This is a genomic window from Haliea sp. E17 (assembly GCF_048323675.1).
GTDB lineage: Bacteria > Pseudomonadota > Gammaproteobacteria > Pseudomonadales > Halieaceae > Mangrovimicrobium.
Window position 1 is genome coordinate 154,368 of record NZ_JBLWFK010000002.1, and the last position, 13,661, is coordinate 168,028.

General features: G+C 62.2%; 12 protein-coding genes and 3 tRNA genes. 10 read left to right on the top strand and 5 right to left on the bottom strand.

Annotated elements, in window-relative coordinates:
- The first annotated feature begins 110 nt into the window (after positions 1 to 110).
- Positions 111 to 1,454 carry a choice-of-anchor Q domain-containing protein gene (locus ACNKU3_RS03845; protein WP_418258097.1) on the top strand — a complete coding sequence of 448 codons (1,344 nt, stop codon included), beginning with the start codon at positions 111 to 113 and terminating at the stop codon, positions 1,452 to 1,454.
- Between the two features lie 196 nt (positions 1,455 to 1,650).
- The gene (locus tag ACNKU3_RS03850) at positions 1,651 to 3,429 is read left to right on the top strand and encodes a Na/Pi cotransporter family protein (protein ID WP_418258098.1); all 1,779 of its coding nucleotides are present in this window, start codon (positions 1,651 to 1,653) and stop codon (positions 3,427 to 3,429) included.
- A gap of 22 nt (positions 3,430 to 3,451) precedes the next feature.
- On the opposite strand, the gene ACNKU3_RS03855 is transcribed toward ACNKU3_RS03850, so the two are convergent.
- Both ACNKU3_RS03855 and folD read right to left on the bottom strand, forming a co-directional pair.
- Entirely contained in the window at positions 3,452 to 4,816 is a 1,365-nt protein-coding gene (locus tag ACNKU3_RS03855; protein ID WP_418258099.1) for an MFS transporter, read from the bottom strand.
- Positions 4,817 to 4,834: 18 nt separating this feature from the next.
- Positions 4,835 to 5,680: a bifunctional methylenetetrahydrofolate dehydrogenase/methenyltetrahydrofolate cyclohydrolase FolD gene (gene folD, locus ACNKU3_RS03860; RefSeq protein WP_418258100.1), complete on the bottom strand. Its 846-nt coding sequence runs from the start codon at positions 5,678 to 5,680 to the stop codon at positions 4,835 to 4,837.
- Positions 5,681 to 5,825: 145 nt separating this feature from the next.
- Here folD and ACNKU3_RS03865 point away from each other — a divergent pair.
- The 3 genes from ACNKU3_RS03865 to ACNKU3_RS03875 all read left to right on the top strand — a co-directional run bounded on the left by ACNKU3_RS03865 (position 5,826) and on the right by ACNKU3_RS03875 (position 8,090).
- Positions 5,826 to 5,902, top strand: a tRNA-Pro gene (locus ACNKU3_RS03865).
- 400 nt (positions 5,903 to 6,302) lie between these two features.
- On the top strand, positions 6,303 to 7,868 hold the full coding sequence (locus ACNKU3_RS03870; RefSeq protein ID WP_418258101.1) for a cytochrome P450: 1,566 nt from the start codon (positions 6,303 to 6,305) through the stop codon (positions 7,866 to 7,868).
- 146 nt (positions 7,869 to 8,014) lie between these two features.
- Positions 8,015 to 8,090: transfer RNA gene (locus tag ACNKU3_RS03875), tRNA-His, on the top strand.
- Positions 8,091 to 8,257: 167 nt separating this feature from the next.
- On the opposite strand, the gene ACNKU3_RS03880 is transcribed toward ACNKU3_RS03875, so the two are convergent.
- The 3 genes from ACNKU3_RS03880 to ACNKU3_RS03890 all read right to left on the bottom strand — a co-directional run bounded on the left by ACNKU3_RS03880 (position 8,258) and on the right by ACNKU3_RS03890 (position 10,947).
- Positions 8,258 to 9,046 carry a 2OG-Fe(II) oxygenase gene (locus ACNKU3_RS03880; RefSeq protein ID WP_418258102.1) on the bottom strand — a complete coding sequence of 263 codons (789 nt, stop codon included), beginning with the start codon at positions 9,044 to 9,046 and terminating at the stop codon, positions 8,258 to 8,260.
- Between the two features lie 213 nt (positions 9,047 to 9,259).
- Entirely contained in the window at positions 9,260 to 9,910 is a 651-nt protein-coding gene (locus ACNKU3_RS03885) for an SOS response-associated peptidase (protein ID WP_418258103.1), read from the bottom strand.
- A gap of 101 nt (positions 9,911 to 10,011) precedes the next feature.
- Entirely contained in the window at positions 10,012 to 10,947 is a 936-nt protein-coding gene (locus ACNKU3_RS03890; protein ID WP_418258104.1) for a LysR family transcriptional regulator, read from the bottom strand.
- 97 nt (positions 10,948 to 11,044) lie between these two features.
- Here ACNKU3_RS03890 and ACNKU3_RS03895 point away from each other — a divergent pair, with 97 nt between their 5' ends.
- The 5 genes from ACNKU3_RS03895 to ACNKU3_RS03915 all read left to right on the top strand — a co-directional run bounded on the left by ACNKU3_RS03895 (position 11,045) and on the right by ACNKU3_RS03915 (position 13,592).
- Positions 11,045 to 11,557 carry a hypothetical protein gene (locus ACNKU3_RS03895; RefSeq protein WP_418258105.1) on the top strand — a complete coding sequence of 171 codons (513 nt, stop codon included), beginning with the start codon at positions 11,045 to 11,047 and terminating at the stop codon, positions 11,555 to 11,557.
- Positions 11,558 to 11,701: 144 nt separating this feature from the next.
- Positions 11,702 to 11,778: transfer RNA gene (locus tag ACNKU3_RS03900), tRNA-Arg, on the top strand.
- Between the two features lie 368 nt (positions 11,779 to 12,146).
- Complete coding sequence (locus ACNKU3_RS03905; RefSeq protein ID WP_418258106.1) at positions 12,147 to 12,515, top strand: hypothetical protein; 369 nt, start codon at positions 12,147 to 12,149, stop codon at positions 12,513 to 12,515.
- Positions 12,516 to 12,701: 186 nt separating this feature from the next.
- The gene (locus tag ACNKU3_RS03910; protein WP_418258107.1) at positions 12,702 to 13,070 is read left to right on the top strand and encodes a nuclear transport factor 2 family protein; all 369 of its coding nucleotides are present in this window, start codon (positions 12,702 to 12,704) and stop codon (positions 13,068 to 13,070) included.
- A gap of 69 nt (positions 13,071 to 13,139) precedes the next feature.
- Entirely contained in the window at positions 13,140 to 13,592 is a 453-nt protein-coding gene (locus ACNKU3_RS03915; protein WP_418258108.1) for a hypothetical protein, read from the top strand.
- Positions 13,593 to 13,661: the final 69 nt, after the last annotated feature.

Genomic DNA, 13,661 nt, shown 5'->3' on the forward strand with positions numbered 1-13,661 from the left:
CAGTTTTTAATGATTTCAGCCGTTTTTACCCTTTCCCCGTCGCGAGAACCCGCGTTGAGCTGGTAGTCTTTACAGATACAAAAAGCGGTTTTCTTCCAAGGGGTAATTCAATGCGATCAATCACTCAATGGCGCCTCGCGCTGTTGCCGGCCCTGTTTTTCTGCGGATCGGCGCTGGCGGCCACTTTCACGGTGACCAACACCAATGACTCGGGTGCCGGCTCGCTGCGCCAGGCGTTCCTGGACGCGAGCAACAGCGACGTTATTGATTTTAACGCCGGCTTGAGCGGCTCCGTGATTACGCTCAACAGCGCCATCAGTATCGATAACCTGACCGTGACGATCAACGGCCTCGGCAGGGACAACCTGGCTATCCAAACCAGTGGCGCGTTCCGCCTGTTCGAGATCGACAGCAACGCCGACGTGATCTTCCGCGACATTGCGCTGCAAAACAGCGGCTCGCCGACCCTCGCCGGGGCGGTGATCGTCGAAGGTAACAGTATCCTGGAGCTCCATTCGGTACGTGTGGCCAACAACGTGGGCGAGGGCGGTGGCGCCATTCGCATCGCGGGCGGATCCAACCTGACCGTCATGGATTCCATTTTTGAATCCAACAGCGCCGGCAGCGTCGGCGGTGCGATTGCCGTTGATGGCAACGGGACCGAGGAGCTGAACGTGGTCCGCAGCGAGTTCCGCGGCAACACGGCAACACCGCCGGCCCCGGCGGGACGCGGTGGGGCGATTTCCATTTTCCACGGGACCTACCTGATCTACGACAGCCTGTTCAGCGGCAACGAGGCGACCCGTTCCGGTTCTGCCCTTACCCTCAACACGGCTGCGACGGGGGAGATCTACAACAGCACCTTCGCGGGTAACTTCTCCGGCACCGGCGGCGCGATCAACGTCAACGGCACGCTGACCATGGGCAACACCATCGTCGCGCTGAACGCCGCCAACGACCCCAACCGGGATATCGATATGGGCGGCTCCGGGGTGCTCAACTCAGCGGGTGGCAACCTGGTCGGTGACAATACCGGCGCCGATGCGGTGTTTCCCGCGGGAGAACCCAATGGCAGTGGTGACTTTGCCGGCACCGCCGCCAGTCTGCTCGATCCCCTGTTCGTGAGCGCGGCATCGGCTGCGCTGGGCAGCCCCAGCACCGGCGGTGATTTCCAGCTGACCGCGGCCTCCCCGGCGATCAATGTCGGCCTCAACGCCAACGCGCCAACCGGCACCGACCTGGCGGGCAACGCGCGCATCCAGTTCGGCACTGTGGATATCGGCGCCTATGAATCGCCCTTTGATACCCCGCTGCCGCCTGCGGCGCCCGCGGCGCCGGGCAGTGGCGTTTCCGCCGAGTCCATTCCCACACTGCCGCTGGCGGGGCTGGGACTGCTGGGCGCGGCACTGGCCCTGCTGGCGCGTCGCCGGCTGCGGGCGAACCGCTCCGCCTAGTCTGCTCCCCTGGCGCGGCGGCGGCCGCCTTCGCGCCAGGGCTCTTTTCTCCCCGCCTGCACCAGGCACAAGGCCTGCGCACGGTGCACGCGCAGGGCAATCCTCATTTTGGGCACTGACCCCTCCGGCCGCTGTAGGTTAAGATTCACCGCATTCCGCAAGTGCGGCTGGACGCTATAGGACAGGTATGTGGGCGTTGGTCTCTGAACTGGCAGGTGGTCTCGGCCTGCTGCTGATCGGCATGTCACTGATGACCGATGGCCTGAAACTGGCCGCCGGCTCGGCCCTGCGCGACCTCCTCGCCACCTGGACCAGTAGCCGCCTGCGCGGCCTGGCCGCGGGCTTCCTGATTACCGCCGTGGTGCAGTCCTCCAGTGCGGTGACGGTTGCCACTATCGGCTTCGCCAATGCCGGCATGCTCAGTCTCGAGCGCGCCATCTGGGTCATCTTCGGCAGCAACGTCGGTACTACCATGACCGCGTGGATCGTGGCGGTGGTCGGTTTCAAGCTGGATATACAGGCCTACGCGCTGCCCCTGGTCGGCATCGGCGCGCTGCTGAAACTGACCGGCGCCCGCAGCCGGCGCGGTTCCTACGGCCTGGCGCTGGTGGGTTTCGGCCTGCTGTTCCTCGGTATCGGGGTGCTCAAGGCAGCCTTCGACGGGCTCGGTTCGGATTACAGCCTGCCAAGTTTCGAGCGCCTCAACCTGGTCGCCATCCTCGCCTACGTGGCTATCGGCTTCGTGCTCACGGCGCTGATGCAGTCCTCCAGCGCGGCGATGGTGGTGGCCCTGAGCGCGGCCCAGAGCGGCCTGGTCGAACTGAATGCGGCGGCGGCGGTGGTGATCGGCGCCAACCTCGGCACCACCTCCACCGCGCTGCTGACGATCTTCGGCGCCACGCCCAACGCGCGGCGGGTCGCGGTGGCCCACCTGGCCTTCAACCTGCTGACCGCGCTGGTCGCGATACTGGTGCTGGGGCCGATGCTCTGGCTGGTGGCGTGGATGCAGTCGGTACTGGAGCTCAGCGCGGCGCCGGCGATGACCCTGGCGCTGTTCCATACGGTGTTCAATATCCTCGGTGTGCTGTTGATGTGGCCGCTGTCGGGACGGCTGGTGGCGATCCTGTCGCAGATGTTCCATGTGCCGGAGCGCGAGGCCGCGCGGCCGCAGTACCTCGACCGCGCCTCCCTCAGCGTGCCTTATACCGCGGTGGGCAGTATGACCCTGGAAGTGCAGCGGGTGGCGCAGATGTCGATCGCCACCCTGCAGCAGTCGCTGCAGCCCGGGGAGATCCACCCCTGGCGCGAGGGGCGCGACGATATCCGCGCGCTGGCCGGCGCGGTCACCGAATTTGCCACCAGCCTCAACCGGGAGCCGTTGACACCCTTGCTGGCGGAGTCCGTGACCGGGCTGATGGAATCGCTGCACCAGTACCTGCTGGTGGCCAACCTCAACGAGGAAATCGAGCAACTGGAATCCGAGGGGGAACTGTGGCAGAAGCCCTTTCCCGCGATGGCGGCCTTCCGCGGCGACGTCGAGGAGTTCCTGGCCGGGTGGAGCAAGCGCCTGACGGCCGACGAAGGGGAAAATCCGGCCTATCCGCTTGTGGAGCAGAGTTACCGTACGCTGAAAATGGACCTCCTGCGGCAGGCCGGCACCGGCGCCCTCGACGTGCACGCGCTGGAAATCTACCTGCAGTACATGAACGAGGTGAAACGCGCCTGCCGGCAACTGGGCAAGGCGAATACCCGGCTGCTGGAGATCCGCGCCGCGCTGGCGCAGCCGGCCCAGAGCGCCATCGAGGCGGAAGCTGCCGGGGAGCAGGTCAATGGCGATGAGCCGGCAAGCGGCGAGACTGCGGCTGACGCCGGTGATCCGGTCGATGCCAGCGCCGAGGGTGGTGAGGAAGGTGCGGAAGCCGCACAAGTGGTTGAGGGGATGTCCGGAAACGGCGAGACCCCCAGGCCGCTGTAGCAGGTCGCGGCCGGGGCGACGCCTACGCGGATACTTTCAGCACCTTGCAGATTCCCGCGAAGGCCACCAGCGCCGCCGCCACGAATAGCGGGGTACCCGAATCACCCAATCCCAGCGCCAGCATCCCGGCGGTGAGCGTTGCGCCGAGGGCCTGGCCGAGCATCCGCACCGTGGTGACCATGCTGCCGGTGGAGGCGGCCAGGCGTTTGGGGGCAGCGCCGATAATCAGCCGCGCATTGGGGGAAAAGAACATACCGAAACCCGCCCCGCACAGCCACATGCGCCAGGCGATGTCGCTGCGGCCACTGGTCTCGGGCAGGGTCGCCAGCAGGACCAGGCCGATGGTGCTGACGAGCATGCCGGCGACGCACAGGCGGGTGACGGGGATGTGGTCCGAGAGGTAGCCGGAGACCGGCGCCACCATCACGCTGGCCAGGGCGTAGGAGGCCATCATGCCGCCGACCGAGGCGGGGGAAAAACCGAGGTTCTGCTGCAGCATGAAGGGCACGAACACCAGGATGATCATCGAGCCGATCACCGCGCTGAAGTTGGCCAGCAGCGCCACCGCCAGTTTGGGAATGGCAAGCAGTTCCACCGGCAGGATCGGCCGCTCCACCCGGCGCTCATAACTCACGAAGACCCAGGCCACCAGCCCGCCGAGCAGCAGGGTGGCCGCTGGAATCCACACACCCATCCCGTGGGTGGTCAGCTGCAGGCCGATCACCACCAGGCCGAAAGTGGCGGCGCACAGGGCGGCGCCGCGGCCGTCGAAGGGCTGCGAGTGGGGTTCCGGGTCGGGCAGGGCGCGGCTGAATGCCAGGGACAGGATGGAGAAGGGCACCGCCGCGGCAAACACCCAGTGCCAGCTCAGGGTGGACAGCACCAGGCCGCCGACCACCGGTGCCAGCGCCGTTCCCCCGGCGTTGGCGATGGTATTGATGGCCATGCCCTTGCCGAGGTGTTCCAGCGGGTAGATCGCCCGCAGCAGGCCAAAGGCGACGCTCAGCGACGCCGCGGTGCCCACTGCCTGCAGCGAGCGGGCCAGGAGCAGGCTCTCGAGGCTGTCCGCGTGAAAGCAGAAGAACGCGGCGATACTGTGCAGCACCAGCCCGCCGCTGTAGAGCCGGCGCAGGCCGATGCGCTCGCCGAAGGCGGCCATCGGCATCAGCGCCATGGCGAGGATCAACTGGTAGATGGTGACCACGAGGACCGCGTCCGAACTGTCCACCTGCAGTTCCGCGGAGAGCGAGGGCAGCACGATGTTGGCAATCGACACGTCGATCATCAGCATCATGTTGCCGGTGGAAACGGCGAGTACGGCGAACGCGCGCCGCGGGAAGGGGAGCCCCGGGTGGGACTCCGCTACGACTGGGGCCTGGTTACTCAAACCGCGAGGTTCGCCGGCCTAGCCCAGGCTTTTCTCGCCGGATTCGACGCTCTGCATGATCAGGGTATTGATGGTCATCGGGCCGACGCCGCCGGGTACCGGGGTGTAGGCGGAGGCTTTCTCGGTCAGCGCGGAAAGTTCGATATCGCCCACGCCGCCGGGGTGGTAGCCGGCGTCCACGACCACCGCGCCTTCCTTCACCCAGTCCGCGCGGATGAATTCCGGCTTGCCCACCGCGCCGACCAGGATGTCGGCCTGGGCGACCAGCGCCGGCAGGTCTTTGGTGCGGGAGTGGCAGATGGTAACGGTGGCGTTTTTCTGCAGCAGCATCATCGCCATCGGCTTGCCGAGGATCGGGCTGCGGCCGACGACCACCGCGTGCTTGCCCTCGATCTCGATGCCGTAGTGCTCGAGGATGCGCATGATGCCCTGGGGGGTGGCGCAACCGTAGGCGTCCTCGCCCATGGCCATGCGGCCGAAACCGAGGCAGGTGACGCCGTCCACGTCCTTGCCCAGGGCGATGGCGTCGAAGCAGGCGCGCTCGTCGATCTGCGCGGGTACCGGGTGCTGCAGCAGGATGCCGTGCACGTCCGGGTTGGCGTTGAGTTCCTCAATTTTCGCCAGCAGCTCTTCCGTGGAGGTGGAGGAGGGCATTTCGACGGCGAGGGAATCCATGCCCACGCGGCGGCAGGCGTTGCCCTTCATTTTCACGTAGGTGGCTGAGGCGGGGTCGTCGCCGACCAGGATGGTGGCAAGAATCGGGGTCTTGCCGCCGGATTTTTCCTTCAGCTGCTCCACCCGGGCGAGCAGTTCCGCCTCGGTTTGTGCCGCCAGTGCCTTGCCGTCCAGTACCAGTGCTGTCATCGGGTGGATTCCTCTTGCTTGCCCGCCGTATGAAGGGCGCGTATTGTCCCACGCCAGCGCCGGAAAGTGGAGACTCCGAAGGGGTAGGGTGGTAATAACCACATTGACGCTCGCGGCGTGTGTGCGTATTATTCGCGGCCTTCGTCGGGGTATAGCGCAGTCTGGTAGCGCGCCTGCTTTGGGAGCAGGATGTCGGGAGTTCGAATCTCTCTACCCCGACCACTTTCTCTTTTCCACTTCCTGTTTCAAGACTCCTGGTCCCGGAATCCGATAAGCCGAATCGGGCACACGCCATGCGTGAGCCGGGGATAGTCTTTCCTGCCTGATAAGCGCCGCGCATCCAACGCGCTTGTTACTTCGCGTGGTCTGGTTGCAACGTCAGCTTATTGGCTGGAGTAAACAGCGCTGGAGAGACGTTTTGTTTTCGCCAGTTGGGCAGTGTTCCTGGTGATCTTCCTCAAGCCCGATTCAGGACGGAATATCGTCAGGAAAATTTACAAGTTTCAGCCTTTGGCACTTTAAATTACGGCATTCGTGGTCCAATCACCGTGTGTCGCTTGACAGCGTTTCGAGTTGGTTGCAGCATCGTGACATAAATAATAACCCCAGAGGGATTCAGGTCATGGCAAGTCAACCAGCAGCTGTGAATGGAGGTGTCTACTATGACCCCTACAAGCGCTCCATCGCAGAAAGCCCTTATCCGATCTACAAGCGGATGCGCGAAGAGGCACCGCTGTACTACAACAGCGAATACGATTTTTACGCGCTGACCCGCTACAACGACGTTCGCGCGGCATTTCTCAACCACCAGGCGCTGAGCTCGAAGCACGGCGATATCCTGGAAATGATCCAGCAGAAAATCCAGATTCCGCCGGGGACCTTCATTCACAATGACCCGCCGTCGCACGCGATCCACCGCAACATCGTCGCGCGTATTTTCTCGCCGCGGCGGATGAACGGTCTCGAGGTGGAAGTGCGGGATATCACCCGCGAGTGCCTGGACAAGATCGCGGGCGAGAAGGAATTCGACTTCATCGAGCATATCGGCGGCCAGATTCCCATGCGGGTGATCGGCAAACTGCTCGGTATTCCCGAGCAGGATTTCGAGATGGTGCGCGAAAGTGTCGATTCGCGCCTGCGCACCGAGGGCGAAAACCCCCTCGAGTACGAGAGCGGCTCGCTGCAACTGGACCAGAGCTTTGGCGACTACATCGACTGGCGGATGAAAAACCCGGCCGACGACGTGATCACCGAACTGCTCGGTGTGGAGTTTACCGACGAGACCGGGACCCAGCGCAAGCTGACCCGCGACGAGCTCATCACCTACGTGAACATCCTCGCCGGCGCCGGCAACGAGACCACCAACAAACTGATCGGCTGGGCCGGCAAGACCCTCGCCGAGTTCCCCGACCAGCGCAAACTGCTGGTGGAAAACCGCGAGCTGATTCCCGAGGCGGTGGAAGAACTGCTGCGCTTCGAACCGCCGGGGCCGCACGTTGCGCGCTACGTCACCGAGGACATCGAGTTCCACGGCACTACCGTGCCCGCCGGTAGCGCCCTGTTGATGATCGTCGCTTCCGCCAACCGCGACGAATCCATTTTCCCCAACCCGGACGTGTTCGATATCCGCCGCGACCGGGCGGCCCACGTGACCTTCGGCTACGGCATCCACACCTGTATCGGCAACGTGCTGGCCCGCATGGAAGGTCGCGTGGTGCTGGACGAACTGCTCAACCGCTTCCCGGAATGGGAAGTGGACCTGGAGGAGGGCGAGCTGCTGGCCACCTCCACCGTGCGCGGCTGGGCCACCCTGCCGGCCTGGGTCGGCAAGGAAAAGCCCGCCCGCAAACCCAAGCCTGTCGCCCCCGCCGGCGCGCCGCCACCGGCGTCTATCGAGGGCAGGTGGAACGTCACGATCAAGGGGCCGACGGGGCCCATGCCCAGCGAGCTTTACCTGGCGGCGACCAATGGTGTGCTCGGCGGCGAACAGAGCGGTGACGGCACCACCACCGTCATCGAGGGCATCGACTACGACGCGGCTAGCGGCGCCGTGCGCTGGGTGAACAAGGTGACCAAGCCGATGAAGCTGAAGCTGGAATTTACCGGCCAGGTAGAAGGCAACACCATGACCGGCAAGGTCAAGGCCGGTTTTATGGGTAGTTATCCCTTTACCGGGCAAAAGCTTTAGGCCGAGCCCGCCGCGGCAAGCTTGTGCGGTTCCCCAGCTATTCCCGCTTGACAGCGGGAGGGACCCGCATATAACATGCCGCCCGCATTGAAGCAGGCTCCTGCTACCCGCATTTGGGGGCCGTCACGTTTCAATCTCCTGCAGTGGTGGCCGTAGCTCATCGGGTAGAGCACCGGATTGTGGCTCCGGAGGTGGTGGGTTCGAGACCCATCGGCCACCCCATTTATCTCAGCGCAGTATACCAATCCATTACTGTCTGCCCATTGGTTCAGACACAGCTTGCAAGCTTCTACACCTGGTAAGCTGGCAACCGGGTTTACAACCCTCCCCTGGTTTCGGCGTGTCCTGTTTCCCTGGAAAGTCAGGATGAAAGTACAGTGGCCAGGGGCTTAGCCAGAGACGTCGGAAATGGCCTGTCTCATGAGGCTGGATTTCGCGACAGGTTTGCGATTGGCTTCGATCAGAATGGCATCTGCGGGGGGTGTCAGGTAAATCTTTTTCGACTCTTCGATCGCGCAGAACGAAACCACGGCGTAGCGGTTGCCCGCGGTGACCCGTTCAGCCGTGTGTGCGTAGCGGTTGTCAGAGGGAAATACGACGAGATCGCCTCTTTGGGGTTTGTAGGAGTAACCAAACCTGTTAAAGGTTATGTTGCCCCCTTCAAATTTGTCCGAAAGATAGAGCAGGACACTGTAATCCCGATCCACCAGCTTTTTGAATTCCCTGGTATTCGGGCAGACGTTTCCCGAATCTGTATGTCGCGCATACCAGCCGCCCTTGACGTAAAGAAGAACGGTTGGTGTCTCATACCATAACAGGGTTTTTCCCAGCTGATCCTCGACTACACCTGAAAAGCCTGTCTCTATCAGGTTGTTGATTTTGGTAGTCAGTTTGCCGGGTTTGATCGAGAAGGTGATTCGTGTGGAATCCAGCACGTTTCCCAGTTCCCGGCGCTGGTTTCCAGCTTTTACGATGCCCAGGTCGGTGCGCGGCTGTTTCGCGAGATACCTCACCATTTCGTCGCATTTCTTTTTGGAAATGGCTTCTTTTTGAATAAAGATATCCTTTGGAACCGTATCTGCGGTAATGCCGCAGCAATCACCAAACTTTGCGTCCCTGAGGCAGGGGCAAGGGTCGTCCGAGTGGGGTCTTGGGCTGGGGGCCGCGGGTTCATTCATTTGGCAAAATCCTGATAATTATTTTATGCATTCCTTCGCAACGGCCGGTGGGGTAATCGTTACTTCTGAGAAGGGTATAGACGATGGACATTCGAATCAAGATTACGGCGAACGTCCCAGTATGGGGATTCTCTCGCGGATAACAGCCCGGTGGACCTCTTGTCAGATCTTACTGACACGGTAAGGAAGTGCCGGTTTTTCGCTGTTTGCTCGTTATTCCAGCACGACCACCTCGCCAATCGGCTGCATCAGTTCCGGCGCCTTGTTCCTCGCATTGCCGACGGCCTTGTCGAGCGGCGCCACCAGCCAGGTGTATTTCAGCTCCGGCCGGAAGATCGGGTCATCCGCGGCAAGCGGTGCGCTGTTATCCATCCAGCGCTCGATTTCATTCTCCGCCAGTAACACCGGCATCCGGTTGTGCCAGGGTTGGAAGGCCGCCGGGGCTTCGGTGGTGACGATGGTGCAGGAGAGCAGGGGAGTTTCGCCGCCGTTCCAGACATCCCACAGGGCAGCGGCGTAGAGCGTTCCGGATTCGCAGGCGATGGACCAGGGCTGTTTGCTGTCGCCGGATTTGCGCCACTCGATAAAGCTGCTCATCGGCACGATGCCGCGCTGGTTCTGGAACGGCCCGCGAAAGGCCGGTGACTGGCCGAGTTTTTCTGCGCGCGCGTTGAACATGTTGTACTTGTTGCTGACTTCCTTCGCCCAGCCGGGGGTGAGCCACCAGCGGGCGAGCTCGATCCGCTGCTCGCGCAGCAGGTACAGCTCTTCGGTGGGCGCGACGTTGAAACGGCTCTCGATCCGGATGGTGGCGATGTAGTCCCGCCAGGAGAGGTCGCTGGTCTGGTTGAGGCGTCCGCACATTGGGAAAACAGCCTGTTGTCAGGTCTGGAAACAGGAACATTCTAGTGGTTCTGTTGCAGCGCTGCGACTGGCCCGTGGTGCGAGCCAGGTAAACCGGAGCCTTACCACACGACTTCCTCGGGCGCCTCGCCGGCAAGGGCGGGCGACGAGCGCCGCGCGGATTCAGCGATGTGGTCGGCCACCGCCTTGATCCGGGCGCTGTGGCGCAGGTCCTCGTGGGTGACCAGCCACAGTTCCATGCGCTGCATGGAGAGGTCTGGCAGCACCTGGCGCAGGTCGGGGTAGATCGTGGCCCAGCGATGCGAGAGCAGGCCGAAGCCCATGCCGCGGCGCACCCCCTCGATTTGCGCCGCGGGGCTGTTGGTGGAGAGCCCGATACGGTGGCTGAGCTGGTGACGGCTGAGGAATTCCAGCAGGACATCGTCGACGCGCTCGCTGAAGTGCCCGTGCACCCAGTCGGCGTTGTCGAGGTCGCCGATTCCGTTCACCGCACCGAAGCCCTCCAGGTAGTCGGATGACGCGTACAAACCGAAACCGACGGTCGCCAGCTTGCGCACGATCAGGGCCGGTTGGGTGGGCCGGCCCATGCGCAGGGCGATATCCGCCTCCCGCTGCACGAGATCCACATTGCGCGCCTCGATACGCAGGTCGATAGTGATTTCCGGGTACTTGCGCTTGAACTCGGCCAGCACCGGGACCAGCCACTTGGAACCGGTCCCTTCAGAGGCGGAAATCCGCACGTTGCCGCGCAGGCCGCGGTGCTGGCCGTCGGTGAGCCGCTGGATCGCGTGCATTTCCCGCTGCATCTGCCGCGCGCTTTCCACGATGGAAAGGCCGGCATCCGTGGGCAGCATGCGTCGCCCGGTGCGGACGAACAACGGCAGGCACAGCGCGGCCTCCAGGGCCGCCAGCCGGCGCCCGGCGGTGGGTTGGGAGATCCCCAGTTGCTCTGCTGCCGCTACCAGGTTGCCGTGCTCCAGGACCGCGAGGAACACCCGGATGTCGTCCCAGTCCGTGTCCACCTTATTCGTATTCATTTATGTATACATATTCGTCATTTGGCTTATTGCACTATCACTCCTGTAATTCTAGTCTGGAATCTCCGAGAGCATGCAGAAAACAGGAGGTGCTGACATGCTGACATTACGAACGTGGCCGGTCCTTTGGGTAACGGCCGTCTTGGCGGTGGGCTTCCACGCCCCCCGAGTGGTCGCGGCCGAGGATGGCAGCGGCGACATCGTCTACCTCAACTCCGCCACCCGGGCGTTGCGCGGCGGCGACGCCAGGGAGGCCCTGGATATCCTCGAACACACTACCGCCGCCCCCGAAGCGGGTGAATCGATGGCCCGGCACCACGGCATCGCCTGCCGCGCCTGGCTCGAGGAGGACAGGCCGGAGAAAGCCCGCCCCCACTGTGAACAGGCCATTGCCAATGCCTCGGCACGCTCGCGCTGGCGCTATTTCAATAACCTCGGGGTTGCCGCATTTCGCCTCGGCGACGATGCCGCGGCCCGCGAGGCCTTCAACAATGCGGCGATCCTGGCCGGGGTGGTGGTGACGCCGCGCAAAAATCTCGAACTGCTCGGCCAGGGTGAAGTCGCGGCGGAAAACCGTGAAGCGGTGGGCGCATCGCTGGTGATTCGCTAGCGGCTGCTCTTCCGGGAAACTACCATCGGGGTGTTGGGCTCCCGCGGGGGCACTTTTCTGGCACCCGCACCGGCCAATGGATATAATGCCCCCCGCCGGGCGACAGGCCCGGCACCTGTACCGCGTGCGGTACGATCCTCCCGCGGGGGTATAGCTCAGTTGGATAGAGCAACGGCCTTCTAAGCCGTGGGTCGAGGGTTCGAATCCTTCTACCCCCGCCATAATCCATTGATTTGACTCAGTTGAGCGAATCGGTGCGCGCCAGGCAACAGCGCAATCAACCCCTGAGCGCAAGGCAAGTACCCGGGGATCTTGCTGGTTCATTTTCGCCCGATTTCCGCCATTGGCGCATGCCCAAAAGCAGGCGCAACTACTTAAATGCAAGGCAATCTGCCTGACCGTCCGTATCCCGGCGGGCCTAATTCCGCGTGGCTGTTTCAGCTTTACGAGTTAGCCCAAACGAGTCTAAAAATACCCCGCTCGCGCTCAAGCGTTGCGTCTAGAATTCGCCTGAGGACGAAGGGTTTGGGTGTGCACAAATCCGCGTCTTGCAACTACGCAATAGAGCGTTTTTGTCGGGAGGTGGGTCATGGAACCTGGAAAAGCAATTGGTGAATTTACACTGAATATCACGAGTACAACGTTTTCCGATTCCTTGCAGGAGGGAACCAGAATCAACCTCGACGGTACAATGAGTAACGGTGGTAATGTGATTGGCACACTTACTTTCCGCAACGATGGACCGCCGACGTACGAAACCGGAAAGGCCGATTGGCTGGGTGCTACAACAGCCAAGGATGGCGACGTCGTTCCAAACTCTGGCAGAGGTTATTACCTCAAGACTGGGCCGGGACAATACCGACTGCGCCTGCTCACTCAGGAAACGAACGGTAACTGTGCCCTGGTGGAAGGTCAGTTGACCGCGGGACACTACAGTGGGGTGGTTTACGCCTGGTAGCGACGCGCAACTTCAGCGTTAAAATTCACTGGCTCAGGGAGGAGCCCGCGCGGTTCAGAATCGGGCCGATTGTTGGCGCGCGGTGGCTGAATCGCGCTTTTACAGCCCTGTTGTACCTGGACGTTGGGCTCCGTGGTTGCAGAACCCCTGGGCCAAAAGGCCGGACTTTTTTGTGAGAGCGACGAGATGCAACACCAGGACGCCATCGTAAGGTCAATCGAAACCCATTGCCATGCCCTGAGCAATAACGATAAGTGCGCCTGGCTTGAAATCTGGGCTGAAGACGCAGTTATAGAAGATCCCGTCGGGGTATCTACCTACAGGGGCGTGGCGGAGATAGGCACGGCTTTGTGGTCGGAAATCGAGGCTATCTCCCCGATGAAATTGTGGCTGATGGAAGCGGTAATCGTGTGTGGCAATGAGGCGATTGCGATACTGGCGGCCGACGTCAAATCAGGTTCCGGACGGCGCAGGGTCGGCCCGATAGTCGACCATTTCATTTTTGACAACGCAGCAAAAATTTCTCAAATGCGCGCGTTCTGGAAGGTCGCATAGCCGGCGCGGCAGACTCCAGGTAACTTGCAGTACATCTTCTCAAGCAGGGCAACTGCGGGAGGACGCAAATTGAATTGGGAAGCGATTGGTGCGGTAGCGGAAATTCTCGGCGCACTTGGCGTTATTGTCACGGTCGCCTACCTGGCAATGCAGATTCGCCAGAACAGCCAACTCGTGGCTTCCTCCCTGGCGGATTCGATCCGCAACGGACTCAACGAGGCGACGCGAATCATCGCGAGTGATCGTGAAGTTGCCCGCATTTTCCGCACCGGCGTTCACGACCGCGCGTCGCTGAGTGAAATCGATGGATTCCAGTTTGACGCGCTATTAACCCTGACTTTCTATGGCCAGCAGCAGGCCTTCGTAAACAATCAGATCGATGAATCGGCGGCGCTCGAATGGCTGCTCACGCTACCAGGGCCAAGGATGTGGTGGGCGGATTATTCGTATTTGTTATCGAGCGACTTCCGCGACTATGTAAACCGCTTGCTCGAAAACCCGGTGCCCGGCGACCAGCGATAACAATCCGTGGTTCGGAAAAGTCGAGCGCACCATGAATCTGGCGCCTGGCAACTGGCCTGTTCATTACTG

What these genes read in the sequence shown, in the direction of transcription:
- ACNKU3_RS03880 (WP_418258102.1), bottom strand. Translation starts at nt 9,046, where the DNA reads ATGAATGAACCCGCGGCCCCCAGCCCAAGACCCCACTCGGACGACCCT.
- ACNKU3_RS03845 (WP_418258097.1), top strand. Translation starts at nt 111, where the DNA reads ATGCGATCAATCACTCAATGGCGCCTCGCGCTGTTGCCGGCCCTGTTT.
- ACNKU3_RS03885 (WP_418258103.1), bottom strand. Translation starts at nt 9,910, where the DNA reads ATGTGCGGACGCCTCAACCAGACCAGCGACCTCTCCTGGCGGGACTAC.
- ACNKU3_RS03890 (WP_418258104.1), bottom strand. Translation starts at nt 10,947, where the DNA reads ATGAATACGAATAAGGTGGACACGGACTGGGACGACATCCGGGTGTTC.
- ACNKU3_RS03905 (WP_418258106.1), top strand. Translation starts at nt 12,147, where the DNA reads ATGGAACCTGGAAAAGCAATTGGTGAATTTACACTGAATATCACGAGT.
- ACNKU3_RS03870 (WP_418258101.1), top strand. Translation starts at nt 6,303, where the DNA reads ATGGCAAGTCAACCAGCAGCTGTGAATGGAGGTGTCTACTATGACCCC.
- ACNKU3_RS03910 (WP_418258107.1), top strand. Translation starts at nt 12,702, where the DNA reads ATGCAACACCAGGACGCCATCGTAAGGTCAATCGAAACCCATTGCCAT.
- folD (WP_418258100.1), bottom strand. Translation starts at nt 5,680, where the DNA reads ATGACAGCACTGGTACTGGACGGCAAGGCACTGGCGGCACAAACCGAG.
- ACNKU3_RS03895 (WP_418258105.1), top strand. Translation starts at nt 11,045, where the DNA reads ATGCTGACATTACGAACGTGGCCGGTCCTTTGGGTAACGGCCGTCTTG.